The following is a 23,122-nucleotide window of genomic DNA, read 5'->3' on the forward strand; positions in this document are numbered from 1 at the left end:
GCAGGATATGGGATCCACCGAACTGGACGCAGCCGGCGGCCGGCCCCTCCACGATGCGGTAGCGATCGTCACGGGCGGCGCATCGGGGATCGGCCGGGCGACGGCGATCGGGCTGGCATCGAAGGGATGTTCGGTCGCGGTGGTCGACATTCAGGCGGACGCGGCCGAGGAGACGGCGGCGGCGGTGCGTGCGCTGGGTGTCCGGGCGATCAGCATCGGCGCCGATCTCGGCAATGCGGAACAGGTCTCGAAGATCGTCGCGAATAGCGTTTCCGCACTGGGTCGCGTGGACATCTTGGTGAACTGCGCCGGGATCTACAGCGGAACCAGCCTGCTCGATCTGAGCATCGAAGAGTGGGAACGGTGTCATGCCGTCAATCTCCGTTCCTTCTTCCTGCTTATGCAGGGCGCGGCCAGGGTCATGATCGAGCAGGGCGACGGGGGACGCATCGTCAATGTCAGCTCCAGCTCCGCCTTCCGCGCCCGCCGAGTGTCCCCCGCCTATGCCAGTTCCAAATCGGCGATCCTCGGACTTACGCGTGCAGCCGCAGGCGAACTGGGGCCGTTCGGAATCAACGTCAACGCCGTGGCGCCAGGCGCCACCGCGACACCGACGGCGTTCAATTCGCTGCCCCGCGGGCGCGAGGACCTCGAGGCGATGGTGAAGGGAGACGGTCCGGCGTCCAATCTTCTGGGCCGCCTTTCCGAGCCCGAGGACGCCGCAGATATGATCATCTTCCTCTGCCTTCCCGAAAGCCGCCAGATCACCGCGCAGGTCATGCACGTGAGCGCGGGCGCCGTCGTCTGACGTAGAGGCCGTGCAGACCCCATTCAAATCGATGGAAATCACATATGAACACATGGCCTAAACTATCGCCTGACAGCAGCATTTGGACGGCGCCCGACTGGCGGGCAATGTCCGGCGACGAGCTTCGCGACCATCTCGAACAGATGGAGGCGGTGGGAGCCGCGTATAAATTCGTCTATGAAAGCGGCCGCGATGGCGGCGGGTTGGAAGCGCGCGTTGCGGCGATGGCAAAGCTGACGCCCAGCAAGAATGCGCGGGTGTGGCGAAGCTACAAGGTTCCCGGTCAGGAGCCCGAGGTGTCCTGGGCAGAGCATGACGCTGGGCTGACGCCCGTCATGGGGGCCTATCCCGACGTCCGGCATGATGATGTGACCTACCATCCGTTTCCGGGCGGCGTCGTCTTCCAGTGCATATATTCCTTCACGGCATCCGACGGGACGGAGGTCAGGTTCCCGGCGGCGCTGGTCTGGTACATCGATCGCGACGGGAAGATCGCTTACATCGCCGAGCATTTCGAATCCCACGACGCCGACAGGTGGTTTTCCATCCTGGAATCTTAGTCCCCGTCAGCACCCGGCTTTGGGCCCGGGTGCATCGGGCAGCATTGCATATGGATCATCAGGCTGAGGTCGCGGGCGGCCTAACGCGGGGATTGTAGCGATCGAACAGACATAATTCACAACTGGAGGGGCGGGCATGAAAAGATCAGGACTTCTAATAGCTTCGGCTGTTTCGGCCATCATCGGTTCGGGCAGCGCTTACGCGCAATCGGCTGCTTCGGAAGCGGCCGGTGCCGAGTCCGATACGACGCAGTCGCAAATTGCGGATATCGTCGTGACGGCGCAGCGGCGCAGTGAAAATCTGCAGAACGTGCCGATATCGATCACCGCCGTCACTGCGCAGAAGTTGAAGGACATCGGTGTCCTGACGACCGCGGACGTGACGTTGATTTCGCCCGGTCTGCAGTTCCAGCAGGGCCTCGGCCAGGCGTCGCCCTTTATCCGCGGCATCGGCAGCCAGTCTCTGGGCGCGGGTTTCGAGTCAAGCGTCGCGACCTATATCGATGGCGTGTATATGGCGTCCGGCACGGGTTCCATCATGTCGCTCAACAATATCGAGCGCATCGAGGTGCTGAAAGGCCCGCAGGGGACGTTGTTCGGGCGAAACACGACCGGCGGCCTGATCAACGTGATCACGCGCAATCCTACGTTTACGCCTACGCTGGAAGGCTCGCTGAGCTACGATCAATATCGGACGATCACGCCTTCGGCCTATGTCAGCTTGCCGGTGACCGATGACGTCGCATTCGACGTCGCGGCTCGCTACAGCTACCAGGACAAGGGGTGGGGCATCAATCGGCCGACCGGCCGCGACGTCAACAAGATCAATCATGATTGGGCGGTTCGCTCGAAACTTTTGATCGAGCCCAGCGACGACACCAAGATCATTCTTGCCGGCGACTATAGCGATGTCGATTCGAGCACCTTCGTCGTTCTGACCCCTGTGCCGGGGACGTCGCTGATCAACGGCGAGAGCCTGACTGGTAGGCCCTGGGATAACAATTCGACGCTGTCCGATCCCAAGCGGCATGTGAAGGCCTGGGGCGTGAGCGCGGATCTCACCCAAAATTTCAGCTTTGCCACGCTGCGATCGATCAGCTCGGTTCGTAAGACCAATGGATATCTGCTGGTCGATCCGACCGGAACGCAGACGCCTTTTTTCAACATCAGCTCTCGCCAGATCGAAAAGCAGGTTTCGCAGGAGCTGCAACTGCTCTCGCCCAACAGCAGCAGGATCAAGTGGATCGCCGGACTCTATTATTTCCGGAACGACGCTCGGGGCGCGAACAATGATGACATTCTCTTCCCTGCGGCGACCGGTTTTCCGGGCAATGTGACAATCTCCAAATTCGCGCGGCAGGTCGTCAAATCGATGGCCGCCTTTGCGCAGGTGACGATACCGGTCACCGAGCAACTGAATGTCACGGGGGGCATCCGCTACACGCGCGACAAATTCGATGCTGAAAATACCACGGCATTCCTGCTGAGCTTCGCGCCGTCGGCGCCGCCCACGGTCTTCGCCGATCGGCGAAACACGGAATCGAAGCCGTCATGGAGATTGTCCGCGGATTATCATGTCGCTTCCAGCGCCTTGCTCTATGCGAGCTATAACCGGGGCTTCAGGAGCGGCGGCTTCAATATCCTTGACGAGGTCAGCGCGCCGCTCAAGCCGGAAATCGTCGATGCCTTCGAGGCCGGAGCCAAGATCGACGCATTCGACCGCGCACTCAGGCTCAACACCGCGATTTATTATCTCAAGGCGAAGGACCTGCAGCTCACCCGGCTCGGCGCGACGGGTACGCAGGAGACCGTCAACGCGGGCTCTTCCGAAAGCTATGGCATCGAGCTCGAGGCAACGCTGATCCCGGTAGCCGGGCTCACATTGTCGGCAGCCGGCACGATCCTTCATTCCGAATATACGGATTTCAAGAATGCCCCATATTCGGTGCGCCTGCCCGGCGGTGGCATTTCACAGACCTCAAGGGACGTGACCGGCAACGATACGCCGCGGCAGCCTGACAAGACGCTCACATTGTCGGCCGCTTACGAGACGATGGTTGCCGCCGGTAAATTGAAGTTGGCAGGAACATATTTCTGGAGCGCCAAATGGTACTCCGATCCTGACAATACCCTGTCGCAGCCATCCTATAATCTGGTCTCGGGGCAAATCAGCTGGACCGAGCCATCGGGGCATGTGACCCTGAGAGTCTTCGGCCGCAATCTCACCAATGCGAAGGTCGTTTCGCAATTTGCGCGGATCGCGCCCCTGGGCGATGTCCAGATGCTGTATGAGCCGCGCACCATCGGCGGAGCGATCGACTTCAAATTCTGAAGGGTGCGCCGATGGGTTCAGAAGGGCCGGTAAATGTTACCGGCCCTTTCAGCGTAGATTATTGCCCTTGCGCCCATTTCAAATCGAGCTGGGTCATATCCTGCAGCGCATCGAGCGTCAGGCCATCGACCATCTCGACGACCGAGGCTCCCGCCGGACCGACATCGAAGACGGCAAGGTCGGTATAGACCCGCGACACGCAGGCAACCCCGGTCAGCGGATAGCTGCATGTCTCGACGAGTTTGCTCTCGCCGCTCTTCGTTTGCAGTTCCATCATCACCATCACCCGCTTGGCGCCGATGGCTAGGTCCATTGCGCCGCCCACGGCCGGTATCGCATCGGCGGCACCGGTATGCCAGTTGGCCAGATCGCCGGTGACCGATACCTGGAAGGCGCCAAGCACGCAGATGTCGATATGCCCGCCCCGGATCATCGCAAAGGAATCGCCGTGGTGGAAGAATGATCCGCCTGCCAACAGGGTGACAGGCTGCTTGCCCGCGTTGATCAGTTCCCAATTCACGTCGTCTTCGGCCGGGGCGGGGCCCATACCCAAAATGCCATTTTCGCTGTGAAGGAAAATGTCGCGCTCGATCGGCAGGAAATCGGCGACCCTGGTCGGCAAACCGATCCCGAGGTTCACATAAGCGCCTTCCGGAATGTCCTTCGCGACACGGGCGGCAATGGCAGTACGGCTCAGGCGCTGCATGTCTCTTCCTTCCTGACAGCAGACGACGGACCAGCGCACTCGACGATCTTCTGGACGAAGATGCCTGGCGTGATCACCAATTCGGGATCGAGCGAACCGAGAGAGACCGTCTCGGATACCTGCGCAATCGTGCATTTGGCGGCCATCGCCATGATCGGCGCGAAATTCCGAGCCGCCTTGCTGTAAACGAGATTGCCCCAGCGATCACCGGTACGCGCTTTTATCAACGCAAAATCGGCGTGAATGGGATATTCCAGAACATAGTTCCGCCCCTCGATTTCCCGCGTTTCCTTGCCTTCAGCCAAAAGCGTTCCGAAGCCGGTTGGTGTGTAGATCGCGCCGAAGCCGGCTCCGGCCGCCTGGATGCGCGCCGCGAGATTTCCCTGGGGCACCAGTTCCAGTTCGATCTCGCCGGCGCGATAGCGTGCGTCGAAATGGTGGGACGTCGCCTGTCTCGGAAAGGAGCAGATTATCCGCCGGACGCGATTGGCTTTCATCAAGGCGGCGATCCCGGTCTCGCCTGCACCCGCGTTGTTGCAAATCACGGTCAGGTCGGTAGCGCCGCCTTCGACGAGAGCGTCGATCAGCTCGTTGGGCACCCCGGCATCGCCGAAGCCGCTGATCATGACGGACGCTCCGTCCGGAATCCCGCTTACCGCCTCTCGCGCACTCTCGATTATCTTGGTGATCATGGCGTTTTGTCTTTTCCTGCCGGACGTGGCGTGCGACCTTTCATGCAGGCGCCCCGCTATCTCCATCCTTGTTCTTTTATTGGTCATATGAGCAGTTTTTGTCAAGCTTGCTCGGCGGCGGCGATGGCACTGGCCCATTGGTAGGGACGTCGTAGCCTTCCGGGCAGGGGAAGCCGTGACCTGTCCGACGCATATCGACGAACATCGTTCTTTGGGGCGGCGTAAACTGGCAATCAATCCGATTGCCGCAATATCGCGATGCTCTTGCGATGAGCGATCCTCCAGCCATCCGCCGTTCTGCGAAAGCGATCGTGAAATTCACAGATAGCCCGGGGACCTCCCAGAGGTGGAATACCCTCCATGTGATGATCGACATGATAAAGCATGAAGCCCGTGACGGAACAGGCGATTTCAATGCCAACCTCCAAGAAATACGGGGCCTGACAAAGATGTCGTGTGATCACCGATGAAGGCCGGGTCGCCCAGATGGCTGCGATCTGGTCCCGGCCCCGCGCGGTCAGGTCCGGTCGCTCGAAAACGCCGTCTTCTGCAAAAAGGGCCGCTGCGCGGTCGAACTCGCGATGATCGACAAAATGGGCAAAACTCGTAATCAGGTCGGCGCATGCAAGGCGAATTTCCCTGGTGGCGGCGCTGTGCATGATCGTCTCCCAAAATGCGATTTTCTCGCATCACGATGTGGGCGAACCGATGCCTTCCGGCAGGGGCGACGCCTGCCGGTGGTAATCGGAGCAACCTAGAAACCCGTTGACACGGGCTATTCATTCGATCAGTAAAAAGTCACTGCAGTTTGTCAACCTCCGTATAAGGCGCCGTCGTGCGTCGCGTCAGTTCAGACCTGGCGCCGGGGGAATAAGAAGAACGCAAATTTGGAGTGGGAGGACAGCATGAAAGCTTATCATCTATTTATGACCGCATCGGCGCTCGCATTGTCGGGCACGGCGGCGGTCGCCCAGGAAAGCAGCAATGACGGTGGTTCGCTGATGGGCGATATCGTCGTGACGGCGCAGAAGAAGTCCGCCGGGGAAAAGGCGCAGGACGTTCCTATCGCCATCACCGCCCTGGGTGAATCGCAGCTTCGCACCCTGAACGTCCGTTCGCTCGAAGATCTGAACGCGATTGCGCCAAATGCTTCGCTCGACACAAACAGTACGTTTCGTGGCTATGCCAATTTCTCTTTCCGCGGCGTAGGGCTGGGGAGTTCGGTTCCGTCGCTGGAGCCGGCCGTCGGCCTGTTCATCGATGGCGTCTACCAGGGCGTCAACGCGGGCGCAGTGTCGGACAATTTCGATCTCGGCACCATCCAGATGCTGCGCGGTCCGCAGGGCACTCTCTTCGGCCGCAATGTGACCGGTGGCGCGGTGTTGGTCGAAACGGCCCGGCCAACGGGCGAATTCGGCGGATATGTTCAGGCGTCTTACGAAACGGGACCCGAATATTCTGCCCAGGGCGCGGTCAATGTCCCGATCGCTCCCGGTTTGTTGAACGCACGTCTCGCCGGTTATTACCGGAACGATAAAGGCTGGTTCACGAACCAGTTCAACAACAAGCCGTTTGGCAAGTTGCGGACGATCATGGCGAGGCCGTCGTTCGAGCTGACCACGGGTGCGCTCAAGCAGACCCTGATCCTCGAATATGGCGACGTAAACGGCGATGGCGGGATCATCCAGGCCTTTAACGAGCCGAAGGGTTCGTTCAAAATCGCTCTCGATCAACCGGGCTTCACCAAGCGGCGCTGGTATTCGGCGACGTCTGAATCGGTCATCGACGTCGGTTTCGGCGATGGCGCGATCACCAATGTTTTCGGATATCGCGATTTCCGGGAACATGCTTATACCGACCTTGACGGCAGCATATTGCCGCTGACCCATCTGGCGGCCCTCACCGATCAATATCAGCTGAGCAACGAACTGCGTTATGCTGGAAAATTCGGCCCGGCCGAAGTGACGGTCGGCCTCTATTATCTACACCAAAAACTGGATTACCGTGAGGCGCGCGTGCCGTTCATCGCCGGCAATCGCGGCGGCGGCGGTGTCCAGAAGAGCGACAGCTATGGCGCATTCGCGCAGGCCGACATCACTCTTACCGACAAGCTCAGCGCGATTGCGGGCCTTCGCTATTCCTATGAGGAAAAGGCCGCGAAGATCGTGCCGCTGACGGTGGGGCGGTGTCTGGACGTCACCCAGCCCTGCGATTTCAGCAACAACCCGCTCATCAACAAAAAGCTGGATTGGCACAGCCTGAGCCCGAAGCTGGGTTTGAACTACAAGGCCAACTCCGATGTCCTTCTCTATGCGTCGTTCGGCAAGTCCACGCGCAGCGGCGGCTTCAACGTGCGGATTTCCAATCCTGCCGATCCGGGGATTTTCGACCAGGAAACCATGACCGCCTATGAGGTCGGGATGAAGGCGGACCTCATAGGTCGCACGCTCCGGGCAAATATCGCTGCATTCACTAATGATTATAAGAACTTGCAGCGCACGACCAGTTTCTATGTGGGAGCGCTCGGTACGCAGATCATCGACAATTCAGCCGACGCCCGCCTGCAGGGCATCGAAGTCGATCTTACCGCTTCTCCGACGCCTGGTCTCGAATTCATTGCGGGGGTGGGTTATCTCGACGCCCACTATACCAAGGTTACCGGTGACCTGAACGCCGACAAGGTCGTCGACAAGAAGGATCGCGCCTTGAAACTGGTGCGGGCGCCCAACTGGACTTTTTCGGTCGGCGGAATATACAATATGGAGTTCGATTCCGGGGCTGCGCTGAAGACCCAGGTCTTTTTTGCACATCGTGCAAAGTCGGCAGCGCTGGATGACAATAGCGTATTCTTTCCGGACTATAATGATCTGCGCGGGAACATAAGCTTCACCCTGCCGAACAAGGCGACGTCGATCTCCGTCTACGGCCGGAACCTGACGAACGAAGCGCACAACACCAGCGGCACCGCCAAGATTCCTTTCCCGTCGGGTGGTATTCGGGCCATCGGCGAGGGACGGTCATGGGGTGTAGAGGTTCGGCAGAGCTTCTGATCGGGCCGACAATGGGGACGACCGGCACAGTGCTGCCGGTCGTCCATTTTTTCCCCGGTGGCGATGCGGTGGGTGTGCCCGTGTGGCTATCAGGAAGCGATGGCGTAGCTTTGTCGCCGGGGGTCTGCGGCGGCGGTGCGGATGCCGGATGCGGGATCGATGCTGGCGATGCAGACGCTGCCGGCGCGCCAGGAGCGTTCGGACCATGCGGCGACGTCGTGGCCCATGTCGCGAAGGGCGGCGAAGGTTCGCTGATCGATCGATGCTTCGAGGTTGAGGCGGCCGACGAGGCGGGAATGTGGTTCGAAGGAATCGGGGAAGTCATAGGTGGCGAAGCGGGGCGCCTCGACGGCTTCCTGGGGGTTCATCCCGAACAGGTGCATGTTGAGGAACGCCTGGGTCATGGATTGGAGCTGGACGTCGCCGCCGGGGGTTCCGATGGCCATGATCCGTCCGTCGCTAAACGCTGCGATGGCAGGGCTCGGCGTCAGGCGCGGCCTTTTCCCCGGGGCCACCGACGAGGGATGGGCGGGGTCCGCCCAGGATTGCGAACCGCGGGACGATGGGCATATGCCGGTTCCGGGGATGACGGGGGTGTCCATCGAGACGTCGCTGGGCGTGGCGGAAAAGACGTTGCCGTCGCGATCGACGACACAGACATAGGATGTGTATGCCGGTTCCGGGGATGACGGGGGTGTCCATCGAGACGTCGCTGGGCGTGGCGGAAAAGACGTTGCCGTCGCGATCGACGACACAGACATAGGATGTGTCGAGGGTAACGGTTTCCCGGCCGGAGACGCCTTCGGCGACGGTGGCGCGGCTGAGGTCGATCCGGGCCGCGGCCTGTGCGGCATGTTCGCGCGAGAGCAGCCGGTCGAGGGGCACGTCGACATGATCGGGATCGCCGAAATAGCGGTCCCGGTCGGCGAAAGCGATCTTGAGCGCCTCGGTCAGGCGGTGGATGTAGGCGACCGAATTATGCGGGAGCGAGCGCAGGTCGAGTTGATCGGCGATCCGCAGCGCCTGGATCATCGAGGGACCCTGGCACCAGGGCCTGGGCGTGCAGAGTTCGAAGCCGTCGAAGGCGGCGATGACGGGTTTCTCGACAGGGGTGCGGTAGCTTGCGAGATCCTCGGCCGAGAGCAGGCCGCCATGCTCGCGATGGAACGTCAGGATGCGCGAGGCGATGTCGCCCTTGTAGAAGGCGTCGCGCGCGGCCTGCAGCCCGTCGAGCCGGTCGCCGCCGGCGGCGGCTTCGGCGTCCACCATATATTGGATGGTGTTTGCCAGGTCGCTCTGGACGAACAGCTCGCCGGGTTGCGGCGGGCGGCCCTTGGGGAGATAGATGGCGGCGTTCGAACTCCACCGGGCATATTCGTCGGCGAAGGCGGAGATGATGCTCGACATGAGCGGATACATGACGAAGCCGTCGCGGGCGAAGCGGATGGCGTCCTCGGCGACTTCGCCGAAGGTCCTGGTGCCGAACCTGTCGTCGGACGCCGCCAGACCAGTTCGCCGGTTTCGNGGGGAGATAGATGGCGGGGAGATAGATGGCGGCGTTCGAACTCCACCGGGCATATTCGTCGGCGAAGGCGGAGATGATGCTCGACATGAGCGGATACATGACGAAGCCGTCGCGGGCGAAGCGGATGGCTTCCTCGGCGACTTCGCCGAAGGTCCTGGTGCCGAACCGGGAGAGGGCGGTGATCCAGGCATCGGGGGCTGCGGGGACGACGGTGCGCAGGACGCCCTCGGGGATGGTGCCTGCCGCATGCCGGACGAAATAGTCGGGGGTGATGGCGCGTGGCCATGTTCCCAGGCCTGCGAAAGGTCCTGGTGCCGAAGGTCCTGGTGCCGAACCTGGAGAGGGCGGTGATCCAGGCGTCGGGGGCCGCGGGGACGACGGTGCGCAGGACGCCCTCGGGGATGGTGCCTGCCGCATGCCGGACGAAATAGTCGGGGGTGATGGCGCGTGGCCATGTTCCCAGGCCTGCGATGGCATGGGTCTGTGCGGTTTCGGCGATGCGGACCAGCATGGGGGCGACGCCTGCGAAATTGACTACGTCGCTCTGGACGACGGCAATGACGAGCCCGGCGGCGACACCGGCGTCGACCGCGTTGCCGCCATTGTCGAGGATGCGGAACGCCGCCTGCGCGGCGAGGGGATGGCCGGCGGAGACCGCCTGGCGCGTGCCGCCTTGCAGCGGGCGGCTCAACTCCTTGAACGGGCTCTCCGTATTCCGCTGCGTCAGGCTCTTGCTGGCGTTTTCGATCTCGAAGCCTCCCGTAACTGATAAGCCGGCGGGTAACTCGCTTCAGCGATCACAGCCAATATCAACACTTCATGCGCTCAATTCAGCCTCGGTATTGGTGAAATGCACGACGGTCTGATAGGTAAGTAATATGGCCAAGTTTTCAGGATGGGAGATGGTCGCCGGCCTCTCCCGATAGATCTGATAATCTTAGTCGCCTATGGATGATGTGCTCAGCTACAGGATTACATATGCACGTTATAAGGCTTGATCACGCGACGATTAACACGTCCGATCTGCAGGCAAGTTTGAAGTTCTATGAGCATTTTCTGGGTATGAAGCCTGGTTTTCGACCACCGACCATTTCTATTGGTGGCGCCTGGCTTTATCCAGAGGGTGGGGACTATCCGATCCTGCATCTCATCGACAAGAAGCGGGAGGCGCGTGACAACAACTTCGACCATGTCGCATTCCGCTCGGTGGGATTGTACGACTATTTGGCCAAGGTGAAGGCAACCGGCGAATGGTATAACGCCATGCCGGTTCCCGAGACCACCCTGGTCCAAGTCCAGCACCATGATCCAAACCATGTCCTGATCGAAGTCAATTTCGATAACGAGCCTATTCTGCCCGAGGACATCCGCTCATAACTCCGGCGGGCGAGGCGAACCGCTGCAATGTGAGGGCATTGAGCCCAAGCGAGGAAGGATTTTTTACGGTGCTCGACGAAGAACATATCGCCCATGGCCGGGCGATCCGCGCCGAGGTGATCGGTCATGACGTCATCGAGGCCGTCTATGCAGCGGCTGACGATCTCGAAATCGATCAGCAGGATTATGTCAGCGCTTATTCCTGGGGCGAGGTCTTCAACCGGCCCGGCCTGTCCAAGCAGACGCGTTTGTTGATCAATATCGCGGCATTGGCCACCATGGGGGAGCGCGACACGCTCAAGAACCATGTGCGCGCCGCGATCCGATTGGGCTGCAGCCCAACAGAAATCCGGGAGGCGATCATCCAGGCCGGAACTTGCGCCGGGCCGATCCGGGCGGCGCATGCATGCCGTGCGGCCGCTGCGGCGCTGCGGGACTAGGGCGGACACGGCGCAGCGCATCCGAGCCCGGGCCCGTGGCTCCAAGTGACTTTGGCGGTGCCGCTTACGGATGAACGTCGAGCATCGTTCAGATGATTATTGAGTATTGGCGTCCGCTGGGGATTGGCCCGATTGCCCTCGCCAAGCAGTGACGCGCGGGCGATGTTCAAAGCTGTTTTTGCACATCGCTTTCGGCAAACCCGAGGGTTCGTATGACCGACGAGACTTTTACCGCACGCCCCAACCTGTCAGGCACGATGGGCGCCGTCGCTTCGACCCATTGGCTGGCCTCTGCCGTCGGAATGAGGCTGCTGGAAGCTGGCGGCAACGCTTTCGATGCTGCGGTCGCGGCGGGCTTCACGCTGCAGGTCGTCGAGCCTCATCTCAATGGCCCCGGAGGGGATTCGACGATCATCGTCTCCCGCGCGTCGGATGCCAGGCCTTCTGTCATCTGCGGTCAGGGACCGGCACCGCTGGCGGCGACCATCGCCCATTTCGAGGCGCTCGGGCTGGACAGCATTCCCGGTACGGGTCTTCTCGCCGCCTGCACGCCGGGCGCTTTCGGCGCCTGGCTCGTAATGCTGCGCGACTTCGGTACGCAGACGCTGCGTTCCGTCCTGTCGCCGGCCATCGAATATGCGCTTGAAGGCCATCCGCTATTGGGGCAGGCGGCCGGTGTCATCGCCAGCGTGGCGGACCTGTTTCGCGACGAATGGACGACGTCAGCCGAGGTATTTCTGCCGGGAGGAGCGGTGCCGCTGGCGACGCGCCTTTTCCGCAACCGCCCGCTGGGTGACTTCTATCTGCGTCTGCTGGAGCATGCGGAGAGCGTCAGCCCCGATCGCGAGAGGCAGATCGAAGCGGCGCTGTCCTATTGGTACGAAGGCCCGGTCGCCGAAGCAATCGACCGCTTCTGCCGTGATACGGCGGCGCTGGACGTCAGTGGGCGAAAGCATCATGGCCTGCTGACGGCCGCAGATCTCAATGGCTGGCGTCCCCCCATCGAGGCGCCGCTGAGCACGCACTATCGCGGCTACGAAATTTTCAAATGCGGCGTCTGGAGCCAGGGGCCGACCATGCTGATGGCGCTCCAGATCCTCGAGACGTTCGATCTGTCGACGCTGGACCGCAATGGCGCTCGGTTCGTGCACCTCGTCATCGAGGCGATCAAACTTGCCATGGCCGATCGGGATGCCTGGCTGGGCGATGCGGCCGATGTACCGATCGCAGCTCTGCTCGACCCAAGCTATGCGCGGGAGCGGGCAGGGCTCATCGGGGATCGTGCCAGCATGGACCTTCAGCCGGGGCGGCCGAACGGCCTGACCCCTGTCGTTCCCTTCAGCGGCGAACGCCGCGGTGCAGCCACGTACGTCCCCGGCGGCGGAGAGCCGACTTTCCGTCGCGATACCGCGATACGCGACACGCAGCGGGGCGATACATGCCATGTCGACGTCGTCGATCGCTGGGGCAACGCGGTCGCCGCGACGCCCTCCGGCGGATGGCTCCAATCCAGTCCCCTCATTCCCGAGCTTGGCTTCGCGCTGGGTACGAGACTGCAGATGGCCGCTCTCGAGCCAGGCCACGCCAATTCGCTGATGCCGGGCAAGCGGCCGCGCACTTCCCTGACGCCCACGCTGATAAGCCGGGACGGAAAGCCCTATATGGCATTGGGCTCCCCGGGCGGTGATCAGCAGGAGCAGTGGTCGCTTCAGCTGGTGCTCAACCACATCGATTTCGGCATGGCGATCCAGCAGGGAATCGAGGCTCCCGCCTTCCATACCGACCATCTCGTCGGCAGCTTTTGGCCGCGCACCACGGCGTTGGGAGCAATGACGGTGGAGGGACGCTTCCCGGAAGGGACGATCGCCGAACTCAGGGAGATGGGGCATGAGGTCACTGTCGGCGGGCCATGGTCGGAGGGCCGATTGTCGGCATGTTCCTATGAGCTGGAGGATGGCACTCCGGTCATCCGTGCGGGCGCCAATCCGCGTGGCATGCAGGGCTACGCGATAGCGCGTTAACCGGGGAATTTCGTTCGGCCAAGAGCCGATCATTGTTGACGATATATTTAAGAAACACGTGTGTATCCTATTGACAGAAACCCGCTGAAGGATCACGACTAGGTCATGCACCAGCTGACGGGACTCCCTGCTGCGTGAAGCGCGCCCCAGGGAAGTTCTGAAGCTGATCCATTCTACCGATGAGGGAGAGCATTATGAGCGAGCGAGCCGTTAAAAATGTCCTGGTTTCCGGCGCGAGCATCTCCGGACCGGCTTTGGGCCATTGGCTGACCCATTATGGCATCAACACCACGATCGTCGAAAAGTCCTCATATCTGCGCGGCGGCGGCTATCCCATCGATATTCGGGGAACCGCTCGCGACGTCGTCGAACGCATGGGCCTGTATGAGGCCTTGAAGGCCAAGCATGTCGACTCGCAATATGCGAGCTTCATCGACGCCAGCGGCGGCATCATCGCCAAGATCAAGCCCGAGGCCCTGTCCGGTGGCGTCAGGGGCCAGGATATCGAAATCCGGCGGGGCGACCTGGCGGAGGCGCTGTTCGAGGCGACAAAGGACAAGGTGACCTATCGGTTCAACGATTCCATCGCCGCGCTGAAGGAAGTGTCGGACGGCGTAGAGGTAACTTTCGCTAACGGCGATACCGCCAAATATGACATCGTCATCGGTTCCGATGGTCTTCATTCCCACACCCGCAATCTCGTGCTCGGCATTCACGAGGAATTCGAACGCTATATGGGGCAGTGCTTCGCAGGCTTTTCCGTCCCCAACACGTTCGGGCTGGATCGCGAGTCGGTGGCCTGCACCCTGCCGGCCCGCTCGGTAATCCTGAACGCGACGAAGGACAGTGACCGCGTCCATGTGTTCCTCTGCTTCCGGCAGGAGGAATCGCCCTTCGCCAAATATGAGCTCATGAGCGATGCGGACAAGCGCAACCTCACGGCGGAAAAGTACAAGGGCATCGAGTCCTGGATCATTCCCCAGCTTGTCGAAGAGATGAAAAAGGCGGAAGATCTGTTCTTCGATTCCGTGAGCCAGATCCACTTGCCGGCCTGGTCGAAGGGCCGTGTCGCGCTTGCCGGCGACGCCGCCCACGCCACGTCCTTCTTCTCTGGCCAGGGGTCCAGCATGGCTCTGGTGAGCGCCTATATGCTGGCCGGCGAGCTGGCCACGAAACCCGATTATCGGTCGGCGTTCGCGGCCTATGAGGCCCTGACCCGACCCTTTGTCGAGCTCAATCAGTCGCTGGTGAAGGTCGGTGAAAAGTTCCTCCGGCCGGATACTCAGGAAGAACTGGACATGCGGAACGAGGCTCTTCGGGAGATGGCCAATCAGGAAGTCAACGAGGAGGTGAATCCGGTGGAAGCCGAGTCACGTGAGGCGCATAGCGCCCTGACGCTGCCGGATTATGTTTAAACCGCAAGAAGCGCCGGGAAAGCAGCGTCAACCCTAAAGAAAATCCGATCGTCATGCTGGCTGGGGGCGGCGCCCGCCGAATGCGGTGGCGCGCTCCCTGTCGCGACGCGGCAATATGTCTGCGTCATCCGGGTTACCGAATGCCTGCCACGAATAGGGCCCATGATTAAGTAGTAAGCGATAGTTTCCGTAATATCGCTATCCTCGGTTGGAGGAATTGCAGCCAGGCATATTCCGAGTGGACGTGACTGGCGAAGCCTATGGCGAAATCTCGCCGTGCTGCGCAGTTTCTGAAGTACATCGACGTATAGCTAAAATAATAAAACCTAATGTTGTGCGGGGTAGTGATATAATAAAAGGGAATTTTCATGCGTTATAATAGCATTTCTCTTGGGTTCGGTGACGTTGCTTCCAGGTTCGCCGCAGCTGCCGCGGGTGGCGGTCTGATGATTGGTGCCTCTGCGATTGCCCTGGCGCTTTCGGCGAGCCCGGCCAGCGCCCAGCAGGCTGCCGCCGCTCCGTCCGACAACCACGATGCCGTCGCCGATGAGATCGTCGTGCAGGCACGTAAGCGCGATGAGGTGCTTTCGAAAATTCCCGAAACGATCAGTGTCGTGACGGCCGCGCAGATTGTGAAGGCAGGCGTCAAAGGCATCGACGATATCGGGCGCCTGACCCCCAATGTCAGGCTCAATCGCAAGCAGGACAATGAGCCCAACGTCGTGATCCGCGGCGTTGGTTCGTTCGGCAACACGCAGGGCGTGGGCTTCTACATCGACGATGTGCAGAATTTCACCGACCAGACTGCCGCGGTGGAAGATGTCGAGCGCATCGACATCCTCAAGGGGCCGCAGGGCACGCTCTATGGCGGCAGCAACGTCGGCGGCGCCATCAAATATGTGATGGTCAAACCCGGCAACGAACTCAGCATGCAGGCAAAGGCCGAATACGGCACGTTCGACACCACCAACCTGTTTGGCGCACTGAACGTGCCGGTCACCGATGCATTGGCGGTGCGGGTGTCCAGCTATTATAATCGCACGGACGGCTTCGTCAGGAACATATTCCTGAACAGGCAATCCGACGCGATGAAGGAATGGGGTATCCGCGGGGCGGTCCGCTGGACACCGGTCGACGCGCTGACGGTCGACCTCAGCTACCGGCACAATGAGCTCAATACCGGTGGCAACGTTTTCGTGGTCTTCCCCAATAGCGACTATCTCCGCGAGGTGTCGTATAACGCACAGGGCTTTTCGAAGCGCGTCGTCGATGGCGGCATCCTGACCGCCAAATATGGCATGGAATTCGCCGATCTGACGTCGGTCACGTCATACACCCGCCGGAAGGCGTCCTTTCAGACCGACTCGGATTACTCGCCCGCCGACCTCCTGTTGACGTCCACGCCCTTCCCGAACAAGACCAAGGTCTTCACGCAGGAGTTGCGGCTTTCGTCTTCGGGAGATGGCCCGTTCACGTGGCTGGTCGGCGCCTATTATGCGCAGATCGACGATGCGAGCCCGCTGTCTCACACTAACCTGCAGCTTGGTGCCGACACGCCGCAAGAGCTGATAGATGCGTTCGGGCTTCCGTTCGTGCCGTTTGAATTTCCGCTCTACAATGTCTCTTCGAAGTTTCGGCAGAAGGCGCTGTTCGGCACCTTCGGCTATCGCACCGGCCCCTTCAAGGTTGAGGCGGGCTTACGCGTCGGACGCAGCGAGTTCCGGGAGACGTTCCTGGACGCTGCGGTCACCGCGAAATCGAACGGCACCAAACTGCTGCCGAAGCTCACCCTTTCCTACGATGTCGACAATAATACGATATTGTACGGAAATATCGGGGTCGGCTCGGAGCCGGGCCGCGTGAACATCACCAGCCCGCTTCCGTACAAGGCCGAACAGGCGACGAGCGTGGAACTGGGTGTAAAGGGAACGACGCTCGATCGCCGGCTCAGCTTCGATCTGGCGGCCTTTTATATCGACTATAAGAACCGGCAGCTCGAATCCCAGTTCCTGGACGCCAACGGCGTTCTGACCGAAGGGATCACCAATATCGGCAAGTCGCGCGGCTATGGTATCGAGGCGGGCGTCACCTATCGCCCGGTTCGTGACCTGACCTTCGCCGTTTCCGGGGGGTATCTCTACTCAAAGTGGCACGACAAGAGCGCCCTGTTCCAGTTTCAGCCGGTGGACGGGCTGAACATCCCGAACGCTCCGAAGTTCAGCGGCAGCGCGAGCGTCGATTACACCAGGGATCTGGGCGGCGATTTCAGCTTGGGATTGCGCGCGGACGTCAGCCATACCGGTGCATTCTATTGGGACGTCCTGAACACCGGGAAGCAGAAGTCCTATGACATCGTGAATCTGCGCGCCTCCCTGGGGCAATCCGACGCGGGATGGGAGTTCGCCATCCGCGGCGACAATGTGTTCAACAAGAAATATTATAATGACGTGGTCCCCAATATTTTCGGACCCGGCCTGAGTGCCGGTGCTCCGGGGCGGCCAGCTACCGTGACCGCATCGATCAGTCTGAAATATTGATGCGGTCGGGAGGCTCGTGACCTGCAAAGGGGGCAGGTCACGGGCCCCCTGCGGACGCTTCGATCCCTCCACGCGCTCAATGATCGCAAGGACGGTGCCGAGGTTCCACAGCGGTTTCCGAGCTGGAAATGAACAGGATGATCGGCGGAACTCCGCCGATCATCCTGTTGCCGTCGGCCAACCGTCAAGACGGTGACGCAGCGTTTGAATCGAACCAGGCAGGGCAGAACATGACGACATATTCTCTACCCAAGGAATTCTCGTTCTCGGGAAAGCGCGTCCTGGTCTGCGGTGGCGGCGGTTCCGGGATAGGATCGCATGTCGTCGATATCCTGTCGGAGCTGGGCGCGGAGATCCACGTCTTCGATCTTCAGGAGCCGACCGCGGACGTAGCCTCCTATCGCTCGGTCGATCTCAGCGATCCGGATGCGGGCATGGCCGCGGTCGAGGCCATCGGTCAGCCGTTCGATGTGCTGATCAACGCACAAGGTCTGTTCAAGGAAGGGCTTGCGGTCCAGGTGGTTCGCACGAACTTCATCGGGCTGAGGGCGGTGGCGGACAAGGTGCTGGAGTCGATGCCGGCCGGCGGTGCCGTCGTCTCGATCGCAACCCAATTGCCGCCGCTGCCGTCGGACCTTTCCGAGATGCGGAAGTTCATCGACTTGCCGCATTCCGAAGCGATCGAATATTGCGAGACGCACCCGGAAGAGATCGGGGACGGTTACGGGTTCTCGAAATTTCGTCTGGCGGTGTGGTCACTCGACGCGGCTTTGGCCAACGCGAAGCGTGGTATTCGCGTCAACCTCGTCTATCCGGGGCGCACCGACAGCCCTCTGCTGAACAACTTCATTCGCGATGACGGCCCCATGGCACGGCAGCGGCAGGCATCGGGCCATATCGAACTTGTTTCGAGCGTGATCGGGCGCATTGCCCATGCGCGCGAAGTTGCCTGGCCGGTCGTGTTTCTCGCCAGCGATGCCGCCAGCTACATCACGGGCGCACGTCTTCCGGTCGAGGGCGGTTTTCTGACGGCCGCCGAACTCGGCCGGCTATAATGGCGCATTATCAATCAAGATGTTCATAGGGAGCAGCCGTTGACGACGCGATATTCAGCATTGTCGCTCCTCCGCGAAGGGCTGGCGGGGCAGCGGGGCTGGCAGCCAGCCTGGCGCGACGCCGCGCCGAAGCCGCATTATGATGCGATCGTCATCGGCGGCGGTGGGCATGGGCTCTCCACGGCCTATTATCTTGCGAAGAACCATGGCCTCAAAAATGTGGCGGTGGTCGAGCGCGGATGGATTGGCGGCGGCAATACCGGCCGCAACACCACGGTGATCCGGTCGAACTATTTCTTCCCCGAATCCGCCGCATTCTACGATTTCTCGGTCAAGCTCTACGAAGGCCTGACCAGTGAGCTCAACTATAATATCATGTTTTCCCAACGCGGCATGTGGGTGCTCGCGCACGACCGGCATGGCCTGGAGATGGCGCGGCGCTCGGTAAATGCGATGCAGCTCAACGGGGTCGATGCGGAACTGCACGATGCCGCAGGCGTCCACAGGCAAATCCCTGGACTTAATCCCACCCCCCGCTTTCCTGTCCTCGGCGGCGTCTATCAGCCGCGCGGCGGCACGGCGCGGCACGATGCGGTCGCCTGGGGCTATGCCCGCGCTGCTTCGGCGCTGGGCGTGGACATCATCCAGAATTGCGAAGTGCTGAACTTCATCATGGAGGATGGGCGCGTGCGCGGGGTGGAGACGAGCCACGGCACGATCCGGTCCGATAGGGTGGGGCTGGCGGTCGCGGGGCACAGTTCGGTGCTCGCCGCGAAGGCCGGGCTGCGGCTCCCGGTAAGTTCCTATGCATTGCAAGCCTTCGTGTCCGAGCCGGTCAAGCCCTGCCTCGATACGGTGGTCCTGTCCCCGGCGACGGGCGTATATGTCAGCCAGTCCGACAAGGGCGAACTCGTATTGGGCGCCGGACTGGACCTTTACCTCTCCTATGCGCAGCGCGGCAATCTGCCGTGGATGGAGCGCGCCGCAGCCGGACTCGTCGAAATGTTCCCCCAATTCTCGCGGATGCGCTTCCTGCGCCAATGGGCGGGGATCGTTGACATCGTTCATGATTCCACGCCGATCATCGGCCAGACCGCGGTCGACGGCCTGTTCATCAACTGTGGCTGGGGCACGGGCGGCTTCAAGGCGATTCCGGCCGGCGGCTGGTGCCTGGCGCACGTCATGGCGACGGGCGAAACCCACCCGCTGGCGCGCGGCTTCGGTATCGAGCGCTTCACTACGGGTGCCCTGATCGACGAGGCCTCGGCCTCGGGCATTGCGCACTGAGGATATTCCCGATGCTGCTTCTCAATTGTCCCTTTTGTGGTCCCCGGGCGGAAATCGAGTTCCGCTGTGGCGGCGAGAGCCACATCCAACGGCCCGGTCCGCACGATCAGGTATCGGATGCCGAGTGGAGCAACTATCTTTTCTATCGCAAGAACCCGAAGGGTGAGCACCGCGAGCGCTGGTTTCACGCCGCCGGTTGCCGCCGCTGGTTCAACGTCGCGCGCGATACCGTCACGCACCGGATCGTTGCGGTCTACCGGATGGGCGACGCATGCCCCTTCGACGCCCCGGGCGCACCGGCCGGCGATCCCGGAACGTCGGCGAGCGCGGCGACGGGCGGTGCTTCGTGAGCGGGCGGCGTCTCGAGCGCGGCGGCCGGATCGACCGTAGCCAGCGCATCGCATTCACCTGGGCCGGGCGCAGGTTCCACGGCTATGTGGGTGACACGCTCGCGTCGGCGCTTATCGCCAATGGCGTCTCGATCATCGGCCGCAGCTTCAAATATCATCGCCCGCGCGGGCTGATCGCTGCCGGGATCGAGGAGCCCAACGGCATCGTTCAGCTCGAGACGGGCGGAATGACGATACCCAACGTCAAGGCAACACAGGTCGAGCTGTACGAAGGTCTCGAGGCCAATCCGGTCAATGCCAAGCCCAGCGCCGATTTCGATCTGATGGCCGTGAACAGCCTCTTCAAGCGCTTCATCCCGGCCGCCTTCTACTACAAGACCTTCATGTGGCCGAACTGGTACCTGTTCGAGCCATCTATCCGCAAGGCGGCTGGCCTGGGCATGGCCCCCAGTACGGCGGATTCGGATAGCTATGAGCGTCGTTTCGAGCATGTGGACCTGCTGATCATCGGCTCCGGCGCGGCAGGGCTGGCCGCTGCTGCCGCTGCTGCCAAGAGCGGAGACCGGGTGCTGCTGGTGGAAGCGGAAGCCGAGCTCGGTGGCGGCCTTCTTTCCGAGAGTGCATCGATCGAGGGCCTGGATCCGCTGGCCTGGCGTGATGGCGCGCTGGCCGAGATCGCCCACCTGCCGAACGTCACGGTCATGAACCGCACGATGGCTTTCGGTTTCTATGACCACGGCCTCGTCGGCCTGTGCGAGCGCCTGACCGATCATATGCCGCTCAGCGCGCGGAGAGGCCCCCGGCAACGGTTGTGGAAGGTCCGCGCCGGGCGTGTGATCCTCGCGACCGGTGCCTTTGAACGGCCGGTGCCTTTTGCGAACAACGACCTGCCCGGCGTGATGCTCGCGTCGGCGGCGCAGACCTATGCGCGGCGCTTCGGCGTGGCGCCGGGCCGGCGGATCGCCGTCGTCGCCAACAACGACAGCGCGTGGCGCGCGGCCTTTACCTTGCATGATGCCGGTGTCGAGATCGCCGCCATCGTCGACTCTCGAGTGGCCAGCGACGAAGCTGCGGCAGCGTCTGCGCGCGGCATCAGGACGATCATGGCCAGCGTGCCGATCAGCGCCAAGGGCAGGCGGAGCGTGAGCGCCATTTCGATCGGCGAGGCCGCAACCGGCAAAATCTCACAAAGCATCGGTTGTGACTCGGTGTTGATGTCGAACGGTTGGAATCCCGCGGTTCACCTGCATTCGCAATCGGGAGGCGCGCTGGCTTTCGATCCGGCCCTGGAAGCTTTCCTGCCGAGCCAATCGGTGCAGGCGGCGACGAGCGTCGGTGCGGCTGCGGGGATTTTCGATCGTGATGCGGCGATCGAGAGCGGCCGCGCCGCAGGCAGGGGCGAGGCGGTGTCCGCGCCCGCTGCGGAAGATGTGGGCCCGACCTATCATTTCCCCGATGGCGACCAGCGGGCCGCCAAAGCCTGGGTCGATTATCAGAACGACGTCACGGCAGGCGACGTGCAACTCGCCGCGCGCGAGAACTTCCGGTCGGTCGAGCATCTGAAGCGCTATACGACGTTGGGCATGGCCTCCGACCAAGGCAAGACCTCAAACGTCACGGGCATTCACATCCTGTCGAAGCTGATCGGGAAGCAGCCGCAGGCGATCGGAACCACGAAGTTCCGTCCGCCCTTCGATCCAGTGACGATCGGCGGCTTCGCCGGGCAGGTGACCGGCGACGACCTGGCGCCGCTATCGCATGCCGCCGCCGAAGCTTCGGCGCTCGCTGCGGGCGCCAGGATGGAAAATTACGGCTCGTGGTTGCGCGCCGCCTATTTTCCCCGCGCGAACGAAGACGAGCATGCCGCCGTGGCCCGTGAAGTACACGCCGTGCGACAGGGAGTGGGACTGTTCGATGCCTCACCGCTCGGAAAGATCGAGGTCAAGGGGCCCGACGCTGCAGAGTTCCTGCAGCGCGTCTATGTCAATGACGTTCGCAAGCTCAAGCCCGGGCGCTGCCGTTACGGCCTGATGATCTCGGAACATGGCATCGTCTATGACGACGGCGTGTTCGCCCGCATCGCGGAGGACCATTTTCTCGTCGGGACGACCAGCGGCCATGCCACGGCGGTGAGCGACATATTGCAGGAATGGCTGCAGTGCGAATGGGTCGATCTGAAGGTCCTGGTCGAGAATGTGACAACGAGCTGGGCGGTGATGAATCTGGCCGGACCGCGGTCGCGTGACGTGCTGGCGGCCGTGGGCACCGACATCGATCTGTCGCGCGAAGCCTTCCCGCACATGGCTTACCGCGAAGGGCTGGTCGGCGGCGTGCCGGCCCGCATCCAGCGGGTGAGCTTCTCTGGCGAGTTGTCCTACGAGGTCGCCGTGCCCTGGCAATATGGTCAGGCGCTGTGGGATGCGATGATGAGGGCAGGGGCTCCGCACGGCATCAGCCCCTTCGGCATCGAAGCGCTGATGGCGATGCGTATCGAGAAGGGGTTCCTTCATGTCGGGTCGGACACCGACGGCACCACGATGCCGCAGGACATCGGCTTCGGTGCCGCCGTCGCCAAAAAGGCCGACGATTTCATCGGCCGTCGCTCGACTATGACCCCTGAAGGCCTGCGCGTGGATCGCCGGCAACTCGTTGGCCTCGAAGTGCTCGATTCCGGTGGCGCGATCCATGCCGGTGCGCATGTGCTCGATGGCGATGTGTCGAAGCGGGCAACGCAGGGCTGGGTCACTTCCTCGGTGCTGTCGCCGACGCTCGGCCGCCCGCTGGCGATGGCGCTGATCGAGCGCGGCACCGCACGTATCGGCGAAACCGTGCGCATCTCGGATCTCGGCACCACGCGGAATGCCCGTATCGTCGATTCCCGTTTCTACGATCCGGCGGGGGAACGCCTCAATGTCTGATATCAGTCCGCTGCAACGCATCGCACCGAAGGCGGTGCTGGTCCAAGGC

The 23,122-nt window shown here is 61.8% G+C and carries 18 protein-coding genes and 2 pseudogenes; 13 read left to right on the forward strand and 7 right to left on the reverse strand.

The window, feature by feature from the left end:
- Positions 1–7: 7 nt before the first annotated feature.
- From ASE00_RS01750 to ASE00_RS01760, 3 genes are all read left to right on the forward strand, one after another.
- Positions 8–808 (forward strand): SDR family NAD(P)-dependent oxidoreductase, encoded by an 801-nt coding sequence (locus ASE00_RS01750; RefSeq protein WP_056377283.1) that lies wholly within the window; start codon positions 8–10, stop codon positions 806–808.
- A gap of 44 nt (positions 809–852) precedes the next feature.
- Positions 853–1,368, forward strand: coding sequence for a hypothetical protein (locus ASE00_RS01755; RefSeq protein ID WP_156405233.1), 516 nt, complete (start codon positions 853–855; stop codon positions 1,366–1,368).
- A 136-nt stretch (positions 1,369–1,504) separates the two neighbouring features.
- Positions 1,505–3,700: a TonB-dependent receptor gene (locus tag ASE00_RS01760; protein WP_056377288.1), complete on the forward strand. Its 2,196-nt coding sequence runs from the start codon at positions 1,505–1,507 to the stop codon at positions 3,698–3,700.
- Positions 3,701–3,758: 58 nt separating this feature from the next.
- Here ASE00_RS01760 and ASE00_RS01765 read toward each other — a convergent pair whose 3' ends face one another.
- The 3 genes from ASE00_RS01765 to ASE00_RS01775 all read right to left on the reverse strand — a co-directional run bounded on the left by ASE00_RS01765 (position 3,759) and on the right by ASE00_RS01775 (position 5,757).
- On the reverse strand, positions 3,759–4,406 hold the full coding sequence (locus ASE00_RS01765; protein WP_056377289.1) for a 3-oxoacid CoA-transferase subunit B: 648 nt from the start codon (positions 4,404–4,406) through the stop codon (positions 3,759–3,761).
- Entirely contained in the window at positions 4,394–5,098 is a 705-nt protein-coding gene (locus ASE00_RS01770; RefSeq protein ID WP_056377292.1) for a 3-oxoacid CoA-transferase subunit A, read from the reverse strand. The genes ASE00_RS01765 and ASE00_RS01770 overlap by 13 nt, the downstream gene beginning before the upstream one ends.
- Positions 5,099–5,331: 233 nt before the next feature.
- On the reverse strand, positions 5,332–5,757 hold the full coding sequence (locus tag ASE00_RS01775; protein ID WP_056377294.1) for a nuclear transport factor 2 family protein: 426 nt from the start codon (positions 5,755–5,757) through the stop codon (positions 5,332–5,334).
- 267 nt (positions 5,758–6,024) lie between these two features.
- Here ASE00_RS01775 and ASE00_RS01780 point away from each other — a divergent pair, with 267 nt between their 5' ends.
- Positions 6,025–8,148 (forward strand): TonB-dependent receptor, encoded by a 2,124-nt coding sequence (locus tag ASE00_RS01780; RefSeq protein ID WP_162256390.1) that lies wholly within the window; start codon positions 6,025–6,027, stop codon positions 8,146–8,148.
- Between the two features lie 89 nt (positions 8,149–8,237).
- Here ASE00_RS01780 and ASE00_RS23975 read toward each other — a convergent pair whose 3' ends face one another.
- The 4 genes and pseudogenes from ASE00_RS23975 to ASE00_RS24395 form a co-directional block, all read right to left on the reverse strand.
- Positions 8,238–8,720: a gamma-glutamyltransferase gene (locus ASE00_RS23975; protein WP_414819835.1), complete on the reverse strand. Its 483-nt coding sequence runs from the start codon at positions 8,718–8,720 to the stop codon at positions 8,238–8,240.
- On the reverse strand, positions 8,608–9,672 hold a 1,065-nt coding region (locus ASE00_RS01790; protein WP_414819824.1), incomplete at its 5' end, for a gamma-glutamyltransferase. The genes ASE00_RS23975 and ASE00_RS01790, both read right to left, overlap by 113 nt.
- Position 9,673: 1 nt before the next feature.
- Positions 9,674–10,150: pseudogene (locus tag ASE00_RS24390) on the reverse strand (gamma-glutamyltransferase); the annotation flags it as partial.
- Positions 10,050–10,364, reverse strand: a pseudogene (locus ASE00_RS24395) (gamma-glutamyltransferase); the annotation flags it as partial. The pseudogenes ASE00_RS24390 and ASE00_RS24395, both read right to left, overlap by 101 nt.
- Positions 10,365–10,651: 287 nt before the next feature.
- On the opposite strand from ASE00_RS24395, the gene ASE00_RS01805 reads away from it, so the two are divergent.
- From ASE00_RS01805 to ASE00_RS01845, 9 genes are all read left to right on the forward strand, one after another.
- Positions 10,652–11,050, forward strand: coding sequence for a VOC family protein (locus tag ASE00_RS01805; RefSeq protein WP_162256392.1), 399 nt, complete (start codon positions 10,652–10,654; stop codon positions 11,048–11,050).
- A gap of 68 nt (positions 11,051–11,118) precedes the next feature.
- Positions 11,119–11,490 carry a carboxymuconolactone decarboxylase family protein gene (locus ASE00_RS01810; RefSeq protein WP_056377305.1) on the forward strand — a complete coding sequence of 124 codons (372 nt, stop codon included), beginning with the start codon at positions 11,119–11,121 and terminating at the stop codon, positions 11,488–11,490.
- 212 nt (positions 11,491–11,702) lie between these two features.
- On the forward strand, positions 11,703–13,511 hold the full coding sequence (locus tag ASE00_RS01815; RefSeq protein ID WP_056377307.1) for a gamma-glutamyltransferase family protein: 1,809 nt from the start codon (positions 11,703–11,705) through the stop codon (positions 13,509–13,511).
- A gap of 194 nt (positions 13,512–13,705) precedes the next feature.
- Positions 13,706–14,926 (forward strand): FAD-dependent monooxygenase, encoded by a 1,221-nt coding sequence (locus ASE00_RS01820; RefSeq protein ID WP_082594419.1) that lies wholly within the window; start codon positions 13,706–13,708, stop codon positions 14,924–14,926.
- A gap of 446 nt (positions 14,927–15,372) precedes the next feature.
- Positions 15,373–17,463 carry a TonB-dependent receptor gene (locus tag ASE00_RS01825; RefSeq protein WP_056377311.1) on the forward strand — a complete coding sequence of 697 codons (2,091 nt, stop codon included), beginning with the start codon at positions 15,373–15,375 and terminating at the stop codon, positions 17,461–17,463.
- A 128-nt stretch (positions 17,464–17,591) separates the two neighbouring features.
- Complete coding sequence (locus tag ASE00_RS01830; RefSeq protein ID WP_056377313.1) at positions 17,592–18,518, forward strand: SDR family oxidoreductase; 927 nt, start codon at positions 17,592–17,594, stop codon at positions 18,516–18,518.
- Between the two features lie 39 nt (positions 18,519–18,557).
- Entirely contained in the window at positions 18,558–19,805 is a 1,248-nt protein-coding gene (locus ASE00_RS01835) for a sarcosine oxidase subunit beta family protein (RefSeq protein ID WP_056377316.1), read from the forward strand.
- 11 nt (positions 19,806–19,816) lie between these two features.
- Positions 19,817–20,155: a sarcosine oxidase subunit delta gene (locus ASE00_RS01840; RefSeq protein ID WP_056377317.1), complete on the forward strand. Its 339-nt coding sequence runs from the start codon at positions 19,817–19,819 to the stop codon at positions 20,153–20,155.
- Positions 20,152–23,073 carry a sarcosine oxidase subunit alpha family protein gene (locus ASE00_RS01845; protein WP_056377320.1) on the forward strand — a complete coding sequence of 974 codons (2,922 nt, stop codon included), beginning with the start codon at positions 20,152–20,154 and terminating at the stop codon, positions 23,071–23,073. The genes ASE00_RS01840 and ASE00_RS01845 overlap by 4 nt, the downstream gene beginning before the upstream one ends.
- Positions 23,074–23,122 lie beyond the last annotated feature (49 nt).

Origin of the sequence: Sphingomonas sp. Root710, from assembly GCF_001429065.1 — a bacterium.
Classification (GTDB): domain Bacteria; phylum Pseudomonadota; class Alphaproteobacteria; order Sphingomonadales; family Sphingomonadaceae; genus Rhizorhabdus.